The sequence below is a fragment of the Brenneria rubrifaciens genome, from assembly GCF_005484945.1.
GTDB classification, from domain to species: Bacteria; Pseudomonadota; Gammaproteobacteria; order Enterobacterales; family Enterobacteriaceae; genus Brenneria; species Brenneria rubrifaciens.
Genome location: NZ_CP034035.1, coordinates 806,569 through 822,920, shown reverse-complemented (window position 1 = coordinate 822,920; position 16,352 = coordinate 806,569). Strand labels below are relative to the sequence as shown.

Annotated in this window: 13 protein-coding genes; all 13 read right to left on the bottom strand. The window is 52.4% G+C overall.

Annotated elements, in window-relative coordinates; translation table 11 throughout:
- Window positions 1-59: 59 nt before the first annotated feature.
- Window positions 60-1,019 (bottom strand): acetyl-CoA carboxylase carboxyl transferase subunit alpha, encoded by a 960-nt coding sequence (gene accA / locus EH207_RS03815; protein ID WP_137712810.1) that lies wholly within the window; start codon window positions 1,017-1,019, stop codon window positions 60-62.
- A gap of 12 nt (window positions 1,020-1,031) precedes the next feature.
- On the bottom strand, window positions 1,032-4,514 hold the full coding sequence (gene dnaE, locus EH207_RS03810) for a DNA polymerase III subunit alpha (RefSeq protein ID WP_137712809.1): 3,483 nt from the start codon (window positions 4,512-4,514) through the stop codon (window positions 1,032-1,034).
- A gap of 79 nt (window positions 4,515-4,593) precedes the next feature.
- On the bottom strand, window positions 4,594-5,190 hold the full coding sequence (gene rnhB, locus EH207_RS03805) for a ribonuclease HII (protein WP_137712808.1): 597 nt from the start codon (window positions 5,188-5,190) through the stop codon (window positions 4,594-4,596).
- Window positions 5,187-6,335, bottom strand: coding sequence for a lipid-A-disaccharide synthase (gene lpxB, locus EH207_RS03800; RefSeq protein WP_137712807.1), 1,149 nt, complete (start codon window positions 6,333-6,335; stop codon window positions 5,187-5,189). The genes rnhB and lpxB overlap by 4 nt, the downstream gene beginning before the upstream one ends.
- A gap of 3 nt (window positions 6,336-6,338) precedes the next feature.
- Window positions 6,339-7,127, bottom strand: a complete 789-nt coding sequence (lpxA, locus tag EH207_RS03795) for an acyl-ACP--UDP-N-acetylglucosamine O-acyltransferase (RefSeq protein WP_137712806.1) — start codon at window positions 7,125-7,127, stop codon at window positions 6,339-6,341.
- Window positions 7,128-7,131: 4 nt separating this feature from the next.
- Window positions 7,132-7,605, bottom strand: a complete 474-nt coding sequence (gene fabZ / locus EH207_RS03790; RefSeq protein WP_175413635.1) for a 3-hydroxyacyl-ACP dehydratase FabZ — start codon at window positions 7,603-7,605, stop codon at window positions 7,132-7,134.
- A 203-nt stretch (window positions 7,606-7,808) separates the two neighbouring features.
- Entirely contained in the window at window positions 7,809-8,831 is a 1,023-nt protein-coding gene (gene lpxD, locus EH207_RS03785) for a UDP-3-O-(3-hydroxymyristoyl)glucosamine N-acyltransferase (RefSeq protein WP_137712804.1), read from the bottom strand.
- 3 nt (window positions 8,832-8,834) lie between these two features.
- Window positions 8,835-9,332: a molecular chaperone Skp gene (gene skp / locus EH207_RS03780; protein WP_137712803.1), complete on the bottom strand. Its 498-nt coding sequence runs from the start codon at window positions 9,330-9,332 to the stop codon at window positions 8,835-8,837.
- 128 nt (window positions 9,333-9,460) lie between these two features.
- On the bottom strand, window positions 9,461-11,890 hold the full coding sequence (gene bamA, locus EH207_RS03775; protein ID WP_137712802.1) for an outer membrane protein assembly factor BamA: 2,430 nt from the start codon (window positions 11,888-11,890) through the stop codon (window positions 9,461-9,463).
- A gap of 35 nt (window positions 11,891-11,925) precedes the next feature.
- Window positions 11,926-13,281, bottom strand: a complete 1,356-nt coding sequence (gene rseP, locus EH207_RS03770) for a sigma E protease regulator RseP (protein WP_137712801.1) — start codon at window positions 13,279-13,281, stop codon at window positions 11,926-11,928.
- 16 nt (window positions 13,282-13,297) lie between these two features.
- Complete coding sequence (gene cdsA / locus EH207_RS03765) at window positions 13,298-14,155, bottom strand: phosphatidate cytidylyltransferase (protein WP_137712800.1); 858 nt, start codon at window positions 14,153-14,155, stop codon at window positions 13,298-13,300.
- Between the two features lie 9 nt (window positions 14,156-14,164).
- Complete coding sequence (gene ispU, locus EH207_RS03760) at window positions 14,165-14,926, bottom strand: (2E,6E)-farnesyl-diphosphate-specific ditrans,polycis-undecaprenyl-diphosphate synthase (RefSeq protein WP_137712799.1); 762 nt, start codon at window positions 14,924-14,926, stop codon at window positions 14,165-14,167.
- Between the two features lie 199 nt (window positions 14,927-15,125).
- The gene (ispC, locus tag EH207_RS03755; RefSeq protein WP_137712798.1) at window positions 15,126-16,322 is read right to left on the bottom strand and encodes a 1-deoxy-D-xylulose-5-phosphate reductoisomerase; all 1,197 of its coding nucleotides are present in this window, start codon (window positions 16,320-16,322) and stop codon (window positions 15,126-15,128) included.
- Window positions 16,323-16,352 lie beyond the last annotated feature (30 nt).

Here is a 16,352-nt window from a genome sequence, read left to right as displayed (position 1 = left end):
GCCATCCAGTTGTTGGATGACGGGCCTGTGTCAATCATTGCCGCGGTAACGGCGGACTATCAGCAGTAGCCGTAATTCATCAGGCGCTGATACCGACGGTTAAGCAGTTCTTCTTCGCTCAGACCGTCCAGAGCATGTAGATCGGTCAGTAATTGCGCTTTCAACGACTCCGCCATCGCTGCAACGTTACGATGCGCCGATCCCAACGGTTCAGGGATAACACTATCAATCATTTTCAGTTCTTTCAGACGCGGGGCGGTAATGCCCATCGCTTCAGCAGCCAGTGGCGCTTTGTCCGCGCTCTTCCACAGGATAGAAGCGCAGCCTTCCGGGGAAATAACGGAATAGGTGCTGTATTGCAGCATATTGACTTTATCGCCAACGCCTATGGCCAGCGCGCCGCCTGAACCTCCTTCGCCAATAACGGTACAGACAATCGGCACGCGCAATGTCGACATTTCACGCAGGTTACGGGCAATCGCCTCGGACTGGCCGCGCTCTTCTGCGCCGACGCCGGGATAAGCACCCGGCGTATCAATAAAAGTGAGGATCGGCATCTTGAAACGTTCAGCCATTTCCATCAGGCGCAGCGCTTTGCGATAGCCTTCCGGCGCGGGCATTCCAAAGTTTCGACGGATTTTTTCTTTGGTTTCACGCCCTTTCTGATGACCAATAATCATCACCGGACGACCATCCAGACGCGCAATCCCACCGACAATCGCTTTATCATCGGCATAGGCGCGATCGCCCGCCAACTCATCAAAGTCGGTAAAAATATGTTTGATGTAATCAAGCGTATACGGACGCTGCGGATGACGCGCCAACTGCGCGATCTGCCAGGCGCCCAGATCGGAGAAAATTTTACGCGTCAGTTCAACGCTCTTTTCACGTAGCCGCTGGACTTCTTCGTCCAGATTAATATCTAATTTTTCGTCTTGACGGCTGACTGCGGTCAGCGAGTCAATTTTCGCTTCCAACTCTGCAATCGGCTGCTCAAAATCAAGAAAATTCAGACTCATAGTATTCCCATATTAGTCAAATTCCAGTTCCACCTGCTCATTACCCACGAGTGCGCGCAGCTCATTGAGCAACGTATCGGTCGGCGTGATTCGCCACGCGGCGCCGAAGCGCAACCTTGCGCGCGCATCTTCCCGCTGGTAATAGAGATGCACTGGGATCGTCCCCGAACGATGGGGTTCCAACGATTGGCGGAGACGGTTTAATAGCTGGTCATCAATTTGCCTATCGGTCAGCGAGATAGCAAGCCCGCGCGCATATTTTTCCCGCGCTTCGCTGATGTCCATCAATTCGCGGACGGTCATTTTAAGCCCGCCGCTAAAGTCATCAAAGCTGACCTGTCCGCTGGCGATCAGGATACGGTCTTTTTCCAACAAATGCTGATATTTTTCCAGCGCATCGGTAAAGAGCATAATTTCAAGGCGGCCTGAACGATCGTCCAGCGTACAAACGCCAATGCGGTTTCCCCGCTTGGTCACCATGACGCGGGCGGCCAATACCAGCCCGACGGCCGTGGTCATTTTTCCCCGCTCCGTCGGGTGCATATCTTTCAAACGCAAGCCGCTGGCATAGCGTTCGATTTCCTTAAGATACTGGGTGATCGGGTGGCCGGTCAGATAGAGCCCCAGCGTCTCCCGCTCACCGTCCAGCACCACCTGCTCCGGCCACGGCGGAACCGTGCTGTAGGATTGTTCAACCTGCTCCGGCGCGTCCGCCAGCACGCCAAACATGTCGACCTGGCCGATCGCCTCCGCTTTGGCATGCTGATCGGCAGCCTTCAGCGCGTCGCCCAATGAATTCATCAGCGCGGCACGGTGTGGACCCAGGCGATCAAACGCCCCGGACATGATCAGCTTTTCCAGTACCCTGCGGTTCAGCTTCTTGATATCCGTCCGGGCGCAGAGATCAAACAGTTCCTTGAAATAACCATCCTGATTACGCGCCTCGATAATGGCTTCAATCGGGCCTTCACCCACGCCTTTGATCGCCCCGATACCGTAAACGATTTCACCGTCATCGTTAACGTGGAAATGGTAAAGCCCGCTGTTAATATCCGGCGGCAGGATTTTTAACCCCATCCGCCAGCATTCGTCAACCAGTCCCACCACTTTATCGGTATTGTCCATATCGGCGGTCATCACCGCCGCCATGAATTCGGCGGGATAATGCGCTTTCAGCCATAGCGTCTGATAGGAAACCAGCGCATAGGCCGCGGAGTGTGATTTGTTAAAGCCATAACCGGCGAATTTCTCCACCAGATCGAAGATTTTGACCGCCAGCTCACCGTCAATGCCCCGTGATTTGGCGCCTTCTTCAAAACCGCCGCGCTGCTTGGCCATTTCGACCGGGTTCTTTTTACCCATCGCCCGGCGCAACATGTCTGCCCCGCCCAGCGTATATCCCGCCAGAACCTGAGCAATCTGCATCACCTGTTCCTGATACAAAATAATGCCATAGGTCGGTTCCAGCACCGGTTTAAGCGACTCATGCTGCCATTCGATATCAGGATAGGAGATGGCCTCACGGCCATGCTTGCGGTCGATAAAATTATCCACCATGCCGGACTGTAGCGGGCCAGGGCGGAACAACGCCACCAACGCAATCATATCTTCAAAGCAGTCAGGCTTCAGGCGCTTAATCAAATCTTTCATGCCGCGCGATTCAAGCTGGAATACCGCAGTGGTTTCCGAGCGTTGCAGCATGTCGAAACTCTTCTTGTCATCGAGTGGGATCGCGGCGATATCTATCGGCTCCAGCCCTTGCTTCGCCCGCCGCGCGTTGATCATTTCCAACGCCCAATCGATGATGGTCAGCGTTCTCAGGCCGAGGAAGTCGAACTTCACCAGCCCGGCATATTCAACGTCGCTTTTATCAAACTGGGTAACCGGATGGTTACCTTCCGCATCGCAGTACAGCGGTGCGAAATCGGTGATTTTGGTTGGCGATATCACCACCCCGCCGGCGTGTTTACCGGCATTACGCGTTACGCCCTCCAGCTTGCGCGCCATATCAATCAGGGCCCGGACTTCCTCGTCGGCCTCATAAATTTCAGGCAGTTGGGGTTCGGCGGCGAAGGCTTTTTCCAACGTCATGCCCGGATCGGGCGGCACCAGCTTGGAAATACGATCGACAAAACCATAGGGATGGCCCAGTACGCGGCCCACGTCGCGAATAACCGCTTTCGCCGCCATCGTACCAAAGGTAATAATCTGTGAAACCGCGTCACGACCATACATTTCCGCAACGTGCTCAATCACCAAATCGCGTTTTTCCATACAGAAATCGACGTCAAAGTCAGGCATGGACACGCGTTCCGGGTTAAGAAAACGTTCAAACAGCAGGTCGAACTCCAGCGGGTCCAGGTCGGTAATTTTCAGCGCATAGGCCACCAGCGATCCCGCGCCAGAACCCCGTCCCGGCCCCACTGGAACGTTGTTGTCTTTGGACCACTGGATAAACTCCATCACGATCAGGAAGTAACCGGGGAACCCCATCTGGTTGATAACACCGAGTTCAATGTCCAGACGCTCATCATATCCAGGACGTTTTTGCGCCCGAATTTCCGGGTCGGGAAACAGAAATTCTAGACGCTCCTCCAACCCCTCTTTTGAACGTTTAACCAGATAGTCTTCCGTGCTCATATCCCCGGTCGGGAATTTGGGCAGGAAGTATTCGCCCAAGCGGATAGTCACGTTACAACGTTTGGCAATTTCGACGCTGTTGATCAGCGCTTCGGGGATGTCGGCAAATAGCTCGCACATTTCATCTTCAGTGCGCATATATTGCTGCGCGCTGTAGTTGCGGGGACGTTTAGGATCGTCGAGCGTATAACCGTCGTGGATGGCGACCCGGATTTCGTGCGCATCAAAATCATCTTCACTGATGAAACGCACATCGTTGGTGGCGACCACCGGAAGACCGTGCTTCGTCGCCAGTTCGACCGCCGCATGCAGATAGCTTTCTTCGTCGGGCCGACCTGTGCGGATCAGCTCCAGATAATAACGATCGGGGAAGTGTTGCTGATAAAACGCCAGACAGTGCTCGGCCTGCGTCTGATTGCCACGCAACATAAACCTGCCGACATCGCCGTGACGACCGCCCGACAACAGAATCAGACCGTGCTGATGTTCAATAAGCCAGTCGCGATCGAGGGTTGGACCGGCAGCGCCATAGCCCCGTTGATAAGCGCGTGAAATCAGCAGAGTTAAATTCTGGTATCCCTCATTGTCCATCGCCAGTAGCGTGAGATGCGCCAGTTCATCGCCCAGATCTCCATTCGCGACGAACACATCGGCGCCGATAATGGGTTTAATACCCGCCCCGTGCGCGCCACCATAAAATTTCACCAGCCCGCACAGGTTGGTGAAATCGGTAATCGCCAGAGCCGGCATCCCCAGCGCCGCCGCTTTTTTTACCAGCGGCCCGACTTTAGCCAGCCCATCGATCATGGAATAGTCACTGTGAACACGTAGGTGAACAAAACGTGGTTCGGCCATCGCCAGATCCCAAAATTTATCAGTAGGTCGACGCAACAGTCAGTTTACCATCGCGTCGATAGTTAATGGTGCACGCGTCTTACGCCAGTCCTAATGCCCGTTTTACCGGCGCGAAACTCCGGCGGTGGAGCTCGGTTGCGCCTAAAGCCGCCAGTTTCTCTAAATGAAACGCGGTTGGATAACCTTTATGCTGTGCAAAACCGTACGCGGGAAAGCGTTTATCCAGTTCCACCATCTCGCGGTCGCGGGTGACTTTCGCCATGATCGACGCCGCACTGATTTCCGCCACCAGACTATCCCCTTTTACCACTGCCTGGGCAGGCATGGCGAGCGCGGGACAGCGATTACCGTCGATCAGCACAAATTCAGGGGTGAGGGTCAGTGCAGCCACCGCTCGCTGCATCGCCAACATGGTGGCGTGAAAAATATTCAACCGGTCGATCTCTTCAGGCTCGGCCCGTCCCAGACTCCAGGAGAGCGCTTTCTCTTCGATTTCAGCATAGAGCGCCAATCGGCGCTTTTCACTCAGTTGTTTTGAGTCAGCCAAACCGCTAATCGGCCGGGATGGGTCAAGAATAACCGCCGCGGTAACAACCGCGCCGACCAACGGACCGCGTCCCACTTCATCAACACCCGCAATAAAACGCGCCTGCGGGTAGATAAACATTCCACTCATGATTTCACTAATTCCAGTACGGCCTGAGCCGCCTGCTCATCCGCGTTACAGCGAATCTGTCGGTGCAGCGCCAAAAATGTGGTTTGCAGCTCGGCGGTCTTGCCCGCATCCGTCAACCAGGGCAGCAGCGCCTGCGCCAGTTTATCCGGCGTACAGTCGGTCTGAAGCAATTCGGTAACCAGTTCGCGCCCGGCCAGCAGATTGGGCAGCGATACCCACGGCGTTTTTACCAGCCTCTGCGCCAGCCAGAATGTAAAGGGCTTCATGCGATACCCCACCACCATCGGACATTTTGCCAGCATACACTCCAGCGCGGCAGTTCCTGACGCCAGTAACGCGGCATCGCTGGCAATCATCGCTTCACGCGCCTGACCGTCCAGAATACGCACCGCTAAATCAGGCGCAACACTGTTTTTTATCCGTCCAAACTGTTCACGACGCTTACTGTTGACCAGCGGCACCACGATTTCCAGCGCGGGAAATCGCTGGCGCAGCAGCGCTGCCGTATGAAGAAAATCCGCGCTCAGCATTTCAATTTCCGCGCCGCGACTGCCCGGCAACAAGGCCAGACACAACGCATCCGGCGCTATTCCCAATGCGGCTCGCGCCGCCATTTTGTCTGGATGCAGAGGCATAGCATCCGCCATAGTATGACCGATAAAACGGCAGGGAACATTGAAACGATCGTAAAACGCTTTTTCAAAAGGAAGAAATGCCAGCACCAGATTGGTCGCTTTACCTATTTTGAAAACGCGCTTTTGCCGCCACGCCCACACGGACGGGCTGACATAATGGAGAGTATTAATTCCACGCTGTTTCAGGCGGCCTTCCAGCGTAATATTAAAATCAGGGGCGTCAATCCCGACGAAAATATCAGGCTTGAGCTCGGTGAAGCGCCGGGTCAAGTCCCGACGAATTTTGAGCAAACGAGGCAGTCGCTCAAGTACCTCAACGATACCCATAACGGCCAACTCTTCCATTTCATACCAGGCTTCACAACCTTCCGCCTGCATACGAGGCCCGGCAACGCCGACAAAACGCGCATCCGGCGCCTGAACTTTCAGCGCGCGAATCAGACCTGCGCCAAGAATATCGCCGGAGGTTTCTCCGGCGACCAATCCGATAATCAAAGGACGTTTTGACATAGATTAACGGATGATTCCGCGGGTAGAGCGTGAGAAGAAATTGATAAACGCCTGAACAGCCGGATGTTGCACCGCCAGCGCTTCGATCTCCGGTTTTACCTCATCCAGCGTTTTACCGCTGCGGTAAATCAGTTTGTAGGCATTGCGGATGGCATGCAGGGTTTCTTTCTCAAAACCACGGCGCTTCAGCCCTTCAATATTCAGACCAAACGGCGTGGCGTGGTTACCTTGAGCGATCACGTAAGGCGGAACATCCTGTGCTACACCAGAACAACCGCCAACCATGACGTGCGCGCCGATAATACAGAACTGATGCACCGCCGTCATGCCGCCGATGATGGCAAAATCATCAACGGAAACGTGGCCGCCCAGCGTGGCGTTATTAGCAAAAATACAACGGTTGCCAATAACGCAGTCATGCGCGATATGCGTATTGATCATCAGCAGGTTATCGCTGCCGACTTTAGTCAACCCACCGCCTTGCTCAGTGCCGCGGTGAATCGTGACGCTTTCACGAATACGGTTACGATCGCCGATCTCAACGCGAGTCGGCTCTCCCGCATACTTCAGATCCTGATTCACTTCGCCAATTGAGGTGAATTGATAGATTTCATTATCGCGGCCAATCTTGGTGATGCCATTAACCACAACGTGCGATTTCAACACCGTACCCGCCCCGATCTCAACCTGAGCGCCGATATAGCAGAATGGGCCGATATGAACGCCGGCGCCGATAATGGCGCCATCTTCAACAATGGAACTGGGGTGAATAAAGGCGGTTTGATCAATCACGTTATCAGGCCTCCCGACGACGAGCACACATCATTGACGCTTCACAGGCCACTTCACCATCAACTTTGGCGACACCTTTAAAGCGTGCAACACCACGACGCTCTTTGATAAATTCAACCTCCAGGATCATTTGATCCCCTGGCTGTACGGGACGCTTAAAGCGCGCCTCATCCACAGCCGCAAAATAATACAGCTCGCCTGGCTCCAGTTTACCCACGCTTTTAAACGCCAGAATACCTGTCGCCTGAGCCATGGCTTCCAGAATCAACACGCCGGGAAAAATGGGTTTTCCCGGAAAATGACCTTGAAAGAAAGGTTCATTGAAAGACACGTTTTTCACCGCCCGTAAAAATTTTCCTTCTTCAAAGTCCAAAACACGATCAACCAACAAAAACGGGAACCGGTGCGGTAATAATTCTAAAATCTCTTCAATATTCAGAGTATGAGTGTCAGTGGTCAAAATACTCTTCCTGTCCATAAAATTGATGCCATCAACAATACGGCCTGCTCAGAACCTAAAAGGGAAGGATCTTCAGGCAGGCCGCAAATTAGGATTCGTACGCTGGTACGCGAACAGTACTAATAAAAAAACCGCTCGCTCGCCACGGACGTTTGGGTTACATCCGGATTATACGTTTCTCATCCAGTATGTTTACATCCTATGAAACAAAACGCCAGCAGCTAATCATTATCGACTTTTCTTTCAACGGCTTTTAACCGTTTGCTTATATCATCAATATTCATCACCAGCGCTGCGGTCTTACGCCAAACTTTATTGGGTTGCAACGGAATGCCTGAAGAGTATACCCCAGGTTTTGTGATTGGTCTCATGACCATTCCCATTCCCGTCACCGTGACTTTATCGCAGATTTCCATATGCCCGTTAATCACGCTGGCGCCGCCAATCATGCAATAGCGGCCGATTTTCAGACTGCCCGCCATGATGACGCCACCCGCCACCGCGGTATTGTCGCCAATCACAACGTTGTGCGCAATCTGGCATTGGTTATCAATAATTACGCCGTTACCGATGACGGTATCATCTAACGCGCCGCGGTCGATCGTGGTGCTCGCCCCAATCTCAACCCGATCGCCAATTCTGACCGTGCCCAGTTGCGGGATTTTGATCCAGTTGCCGCGATCGTTCGCATAGCCAAAACCGTCTGAACCGATTACTGCGCCAGACTGAATCAGGCACTGCTCACCCAGTTCAACATTATGATATATCGTGACATTCGCCCAAAGCCGGGTGCCAGCGCCAATGCGGACATTTTTACCGATAAAGCAACCGGCGCCGACGATCACGCCGTCACCCAGTTGCACGCCGGACTCAATCACCGCGTTGGCGCCGACCGAAACCTGCTTGCCTAATGAAGCATCCGCCGCAATTACCGCGCTGGAAGCAATATCCGTCGCGGGCTGTGGCGTGGTATCCATCAACTGCGCCATACGCGCATAAGTCAGATAGGGATTTTTCACCACCAGCGCGGCAACCTGACAGTAAGGTAAATCCGCTTCCGTCAGCACGACGGCGGAGGCCGGAGTTTCGGCCAATTGCTCACGATAACGGCTGTCAGACAGAAACGTAATCTGCCCTGCTTTTGCCGATTGCATGGAAGCAACACCGGTGATGACGAGATCACCATCACCGTGTAATTGTGCATCCAACTGTTGGGCTAACGCGTCCAGTCGAATTGAATACATGTATTATTTAACCTGTTTCAGCACATCGGCAGTAATGTCTTTTGCATTGGCTGCATACGCTACCGCGTTAGCGTCAATCACAACATCATAACCTTCTTTGCTGGCAACCGTTTTTACCGCATCCTGAATACGGGTCAGGATTTTATTGCGCTCTTCCATCTGGCGACGACGGTTGTCTTGATCAAAAGCCTGCGCTTTCGTAGAGAACTGCTCGCGCTGCGCTATGACGTCTTTTTCCATTTTGTTGCGATCGCTTGCTTTCATGGTAGAGCCATCACGTTGCAACTTTTGCATTTTGGTCTGCAACTCTTTTTCCATTGATTGCAATTCAGTAGCACGGCCTCTGAATTCATTTTCCAACTGCTTGGCTACCGTTTCACGCTGCGGTAACTGCTGGAAAATACTGGATACGTTAACAACCGCGATCTTGTCAGCAGCCTGAACGCTTGCAGATGCAGCCAATGCTAAACCGAGGCCTGCGGCACATAACCACTTTTTCACTATAAACTCCTCAACCTAACCTAATTTGTGTCTTCACACATTCAATTTGCATAACGTCATAGCAATATCTGGATCTTAAACTATGTCCGCCATACGATTTGTCTTGCATACGACCTGCCGTCGTCACATTACCAGGTTTTGCCAATATTAAACTGGAACTGCTCCGACTTATCTCCATCGTATTTTTTAACCGGTTGGGCATAGGAGAAGACCAGTGGCCCAAGCGGAGACATCCATTGCAGGGCGATACCACTGGAAACCCGGAAATTACTCGCCTTGCTGTAATCAGGGACGCCTGCGTCAGCGGTTGCCGAGGTGTTTTCCCAATTGGTATCCCAGACCGTCCCCCCATCCACGAAGAATGAAGTACGAATCGAATTGGCATATTTGTCACTGACAAACGGCGTCGGCACGATCAGTTCGGCACTCAGAACCGCCATCGCGTTACCGCCCACGGCATCATCCAGATTGTCTTTATCAATCGGACAGTTGGCATAAGAAGACTCACCGCCGTTACAGAGATAATAGGCGGCTTTAGGACCGATGGTATTCGACTGGAAGCCGCGCACCGTACTCGAACCACCCGCATAGAAGTTATCGTAGAACGGTACTTCTTTACCGCTCAGCCCATCGGCATAGCCCGCACGACTTCGTCCCATAATAACCCATTGACCGCTATCGCTTAACGGGTAATACGTCGCCGAGTCAAACGTCAGCTTGTAGTATTCGTTATCCGAGCCTGGGATCGTCACTTTAGCATTGGCCGAAGCGCGGGTTCCTCTGGTCGGGAAATAGCCCCGATCAAGACTGTTGTAAGACCAGCCGGTATTCAGGAAGAAATCATTCGCTTTGAAATCCGAGCTGGACTTGTCATTCGCCCCCACGATATCTGGATTAACGCCGACGGAATCCAGATAGCGCCACATGGCTACCTGAGGCTTCATATCCGACAGGTCGTTATGAACATAGTCGATGCCGAGACGTAACGAGTTGTTCTCGTTGATCGGGAAACCTAACGTGCTGCCGATACCATAGCTGGCGTTGGTGTAATCAGAGAGGTCCGCATCATACGCTTCAAACTTGTTGTAGAAGATACGACCACCGAGGCTAACGCCATCAACGGTAAAATACGGATCGGTCAGCGACAGTTCAACATAGCTTTGGTAGTCGTTTTTCGTGCCGCTGATACCGACAGAGTTACCCGTTCCCAGCCAGTTATCCTGCTGGACGCCCGCCTGGAAGCTAACGCCGCTTTCTGTGCCGAAGCCTACGCCGAAGTTGAATGTCCCGGTGTTACGCTCTTTGACCTTATAGGTCACATCAACCTGATCGGCAGTACCCGGCACGCGTTGTGTCTCCACATCGACGCTTTCAAAGTATCCCAGACGATTAAGGCGCTCTTTACCCTGTTCAACCAGATCGTTACCTAACCAGCCCCCTTCCATCTGGCGCATTTCGCGGCGCAGTACAGAGTCTTTGGAGGTATCGTTGCCTTCAAAACGTACTCGGCGGACATAGAAACGGTTACCGGCATCAACGTTGATATTCAGCTTCACGCTCTTATCGGCATCATTGATTTCCGGCTGAGTGACCACGCGCGGATAAGCGTACCCATAGCGGCCAAGAAGCTTTTTAATGTCCTCTTCCATACGAGTCACTTTGGTGCCGTTATACAACTCGCCGGGCTCAATTTTAGTCAGTCCTTCAATCTCGGCAGAATGACCGGCCAGATTACCTTTAACGATCACGCCAGAAAGCTTGTATTGATCGCCTTCCGTCATATTGATGGTGATGTAAATGCCTTTTTTATCCGGCGTCAGGCTTACCTGCGTTGAATCAATGTTGAAGCGGGCATAGCCGCGATCCAGATAAAAACTACGCAGTGTTTCCAAATCGCCGGACAATTTCTGTTTCTGGTATTTGCGATCGCCGACCACGTTCCACCACGGTACTTCATCGCGCAGTTGGAAACGGGAAATCAGTTCATCAGAGCTGAAGGCTTTATTACCGACGATATTGATTTGCTGAATCTTGGCGGACACGCCTTCCGTGAACACCAGCTTCAGGTCGGCGCGGTTACGGGGCAACGGCGTGACAACGGCTTTGACCGACGCACTGTATTTACCCACGCTGTAGTAGAAATCCTCCAGTCCTTTTTCGATGCTGGAAAGCGTCGTGCGGTCAAGCGCTTCCCCCACCCGCACGCCGGAAGCTTCCAAATTCTCTTTCAACATGTCGTCTTTTACCGACTTGTTGCCGGAAAACGTGATGCTGGCGATTGTCGGACGCTCCTTAACCTGAACGATCAGCGTTTCGCCGTCGCGCATCACGCGGACATCTTCAAAATTTCCGGTCGCGAATAAAGCACGGATGGTATTACCGATGTCATCATCATTGACGGTATCGCCAACGCGGACTGGCATACTGAGTAATGCCGCACCGACGGCAACCCGTTGCAGGCCCTCGAAATGAATGTCCTTCACTACGAACCCGTCTGCACCGTATACGGTGGCGCTGCTGAACAGCAGCGACGCTATGAGCAACTTTTTCATCGCCATCGTTGTTATGCGTTTTTCCTAACCTAATCCCACGCCTAGAGACGAGAGAAATCATTGAAAAGTGCGAGTCCCATTAACAACATCAGCAACACAGTACCAATGCGATAACTAAAGTCCTGCACACGCTCAGAAACCGGCCTGCCCTTCAGCTTTTCAATCGCAAGAAAGAGCAGGTGTCCACCATCCAGTACCGGCAGAGGGAACAGATTGATGATCCCCAGATTGACGCTGATTAAGGCCAGAAACATCAGGTAATAAACCAATCCGAAATCCGCTGACATTCCCGCGCCCTGAGCAATCGAAAGCGGACCACTCAGATTATTCAGCTTAACATCACCCGTAACCAGCTTGCCCAACATACTGACGGTCAATTTCATCAGTTGCCAGGTTTTATCTGTTGCCTGATAGATGGCGCTAAACGGTCCGTACTGACGAACCGTTCTGAATTCTTCAGGCAGCGGCGCCACACTCGGCAACACGCCCGCAAGCCCTTCAACCCTGCCATTACCGACAAACTTGCTGTCAGGCGTCAGCGTCAAAGGCAGCGTTACGCCGTTCCTTTCGATGTCCAGGGCAATACTTCGCCCCGGATTATCACGCACGGCAGCGACAAATTCACGCCAGTGCGTCAAAACCTGTCCGCCGACTTTAACGATCCTGTCCCCGGCTTGCAAACCCGCTTTTTCTGCCGCGGATCCCGGTTGAACCTGAGTCAACACCGCCTCAATCTGCGGTCCGCGAGGAACCATGCCCAGAGACATAACCGGGTCCTGCTTATCGGGCTCAAATTGCCAGTCACGCAAATCCAGCGTTTTCTGCACTGTCTGACTGGAGCCTAAAGGCGCGACGTTGATCACGACTTCCCGGCTGCCAATATTGCCAATCAACGCCAGACGCGCCGTATCCCAGTCAGGCGTTTCGATACCGTCAACCGACTTTAGTTCAATTCCTGCTGACATTTCCGCCTGAGAAGCGATGGAGTTGGGCAATATTTCACCAACCACCGGCCGTACGCCAGGTACACCGATAATGAATACCAGCCAATACGTAATAATGGCAAAAAGGAAATTGGCAATAGGCCCTGCGCTGACGATAGCGGCACGCTGCCAGACAGTCTTACTATTAAATGATTGATGGCGGAACTCCGGCGCGACGGTATTGACACGCTCATCAAGCATTTTGACATAGCCCCCAAGCGGGATTAGCGCAATGACATACTCCGTGCCCGATCGATCACGACGACGCCATAAGGCCCGACCAAAGCCGACAGAAAAACGCTCAACCTTAACGCCGCACCGACGAGCAATCCAGAAGTGACCAAATTCATGCACGGTAATCAGCACACCCAGTGCGATGATAAACGCGGCCAAACTCCAGAGGAAATTCATCATACTCTACCGTTTCATCCTAAACAGCTTTAAATATCAACAGCATCAGACAGGAAAAGACCGGTACTGCTGCTGTCAGGCTATCAATACGATCCAGCACGCCACCATGTCCGGGGATCAAATGACTGCTGTCTTTAATACCGGCTTCGCGCTTGAACATGCTTTCGGTCAAATCGCCCACCACCGAAGCCAGCGCAGCCACAATAGAACAGACCAATAATGTCGATGATGCCACGCTCAGCGGAGCATAGCGACTAAACAGCAGGGAAATCACGGCTGATGTGACCAACCCGCCGGCAAAACCTTCCCAGGTTTTCCCAGGAGAGACTTTTGGCGCCAGCTTACGTCTGCCAAACCGTTTGCCAAACAGGTAGGCGCCGCTGTCCGCTCCCCATACCAGCAGCATGACGTACAACAGCCACCATGCACCGCTAAAAGGATTCACGTCATAGTTATATTGGCGAAGCGCAACCATTCCCCAAAAAAAAGGAACAATCGTCATAATCCCGAATAGCAGTCGCAGAACTCGCGAGTGCCGCCACAGCGATGCTGAAGCGGGATAGAACAGAACCAGACACAGCGCGACACACCACCAGCCCAAAGAGATCCAGAGCACAGCGCTGATTTGCAGAACATGAATCGAATAGTGGTATGCCGGAAGGGTTAATAGCATCAGCGCCAATAAAAAACCACACAAGATGGCCAACCATAGGCGCTGATTATAGGAAGAAAAACCTGACAGCGGCCCCCATTCCCAGGCTGCCAACATACATACGGCCAACGTGACCAGCGTAAATCCCAATGGGGACAACAAAAACAATGCCGCGATAACAATTGGAATTAAGATCAAAGCAGTAATCAGGCGATACTTCAGCAAAAGTTCCCCCTAGGACGCATTCGCATCGATAGGTGTTGTTCCCCCGAAGCGGCGCTCGCGTTGTGCAAATGCATTCAGCGCACCTTCAAAGACTTGTTCATCGAAATCAGGCCAAAGGACATCGGTAAAGTAAAGCTCGGCGTAAGCAATTTGCCACAATAAAAAATTACTTATGCGATGTTCTCCACCGGTTCTGATCACCAAATCGACCGGGACCAGCTCATTCAGGCAAATATATTGGCATAATGCATCTTCATCAATGCTGTCAGGACGTAACGTTCCTTCCTGTACCTGCTCTGCAAGCCGCCTTACTCCCTGAATGATATCCCAACGGCCGCCATAATTCGCAGCAATATTCAGCGTCAGGCCCTGATTATTTTTTGTCAGCTCCTCCGAGTGACGGATACGCGCTTGTAAACGCGGGCTAAAACGGCTGATATCACCAATGATGCGTAGGCGGATATTGTGTTTATGCAAGCTTCTCACTTCACTATCCAACGCACGGACAAACAGTTCCATCAGCCCCGTAACTTCCTGAGCGGGACGGTTCCAGTTCTCACTGCTGAACGCATAGAGCGTTAACGCGTCGAGTTCATGAGTAACGGCAAAACTCACCGCCCGACGCACAGATTTTACGCCAGCCTGATGGCCAAATATCCGCAGTTTTCCCTTGCTTTTCGCCCAACGGCCATTCCCATCCATGATAATAGCGACGTGCCGCGGCTTGGCAAACGACAGATTATCAGCATTTTTTTGATTATCGGACGGCATAACGCGTACTTATTTCCTCAAGTAAGAAATACAACAGTCCTTCCGTAACATCAGAATCCATTAGCGTAAAAAAAGCCGTGAACGATCACGGCTTAACTTCACCGTCGGCACGAAACACGTCGCGGAGCCGACCATTGAGTGGCGCAGACTATACCACCTCAACCGCACCTGAACAAATCGTGCCTTCTGAATACATTATTTAACGACCGCAATGCATCAGCGCCTGCGTCGCGGCCTGCCTTGCCCAGAGATCGATAGAAAGAACTTCATCAACACATGTCGGCTCAGACAATGTAAGTTGCTCAATCACATGCTGATTAACCGCTGCAATATCCGTAAACCGAATCTGTGTTTGTAAAAATGCGGCAACAGCGATTTCATTGGCGGCATTTAGCGCAGTGGTCGCCGCTTGACCGTGATTACAGGCGTCTATCGCCAATTGTAAACACGGGTAGCGCGCGTAATCCGGTGCGGAAAACGTCAGTGCGCCCAGTTGGCAAAAGTCCAATGCTTTGGCGCCTGATGTGACCCGCTCAGGGTAAGCCATTGCGTGGGCAATCGGTGTTCGCATATCCGGCGAACCTAGCTGCGCCAGCACGCTGCCATCACGATAACGCACCATTGAATGAATAACGGACTGGGGATGAATGATGACCTCCATCTGTTCCGCAGAGGCATTAAACAACCAGCGGGCTTCGATATACTCCAGCCCTTTATTCATCATAGTAGCGGAATCGACGGAAATCTTGCGTCCCATTGACCAGTTCGGGTGCGCACAAGCCTGATCGGGCGTCATGTCCGCCAACGCCGATAACGACGTTTCGCGAAACGGCCCGCCGGACCCCGTCAGAATAATGCGTTCAACACCATACTGCTCTAATGAAGAGTAGCCTAACTGTTGTTGCATTTTCTCAGGTAAACTCTGAAAAATTGCATTATGTTCACTGTCTATCGGCAGGATTTTTGCGTTGCTTTGTGCAACCGCTTCCATAAACAGGCGTCCGCAAGTGACCAAAGATTCTTTATTAGCCAGCAACACCTGTTTGCCCGCCCGAATCGCCGCCAGCGTTGGCAACAAGCCTGCGGCGCCAACAATTGCCGCAATAACCTGATCGACATCATCTAACGCGGCCAACTCACAAGCGGCCAGTTCTCCAGATAACACTTCGGTCTGGCATCCTTGCTGCTTCAATTGCTCGCGCAATCTTTTGGCGGACAGTTCATCCTCCATTGAGGCGTAAGCGGGGCGGAACGTCAGACATTGCTCCAGCATAAGCTCGACATTGCCTCCGGCCGACAGCGCCAGAACAGAAAATTTGTCTGGATTTGCCTTAATAACCGCCAGTGAACTGACGCCAATAGAACCAGTAGAACCAAGAATTGTCAGTTGCTTCATTGAAATGCTCTGAATAACTGGATTTGATTA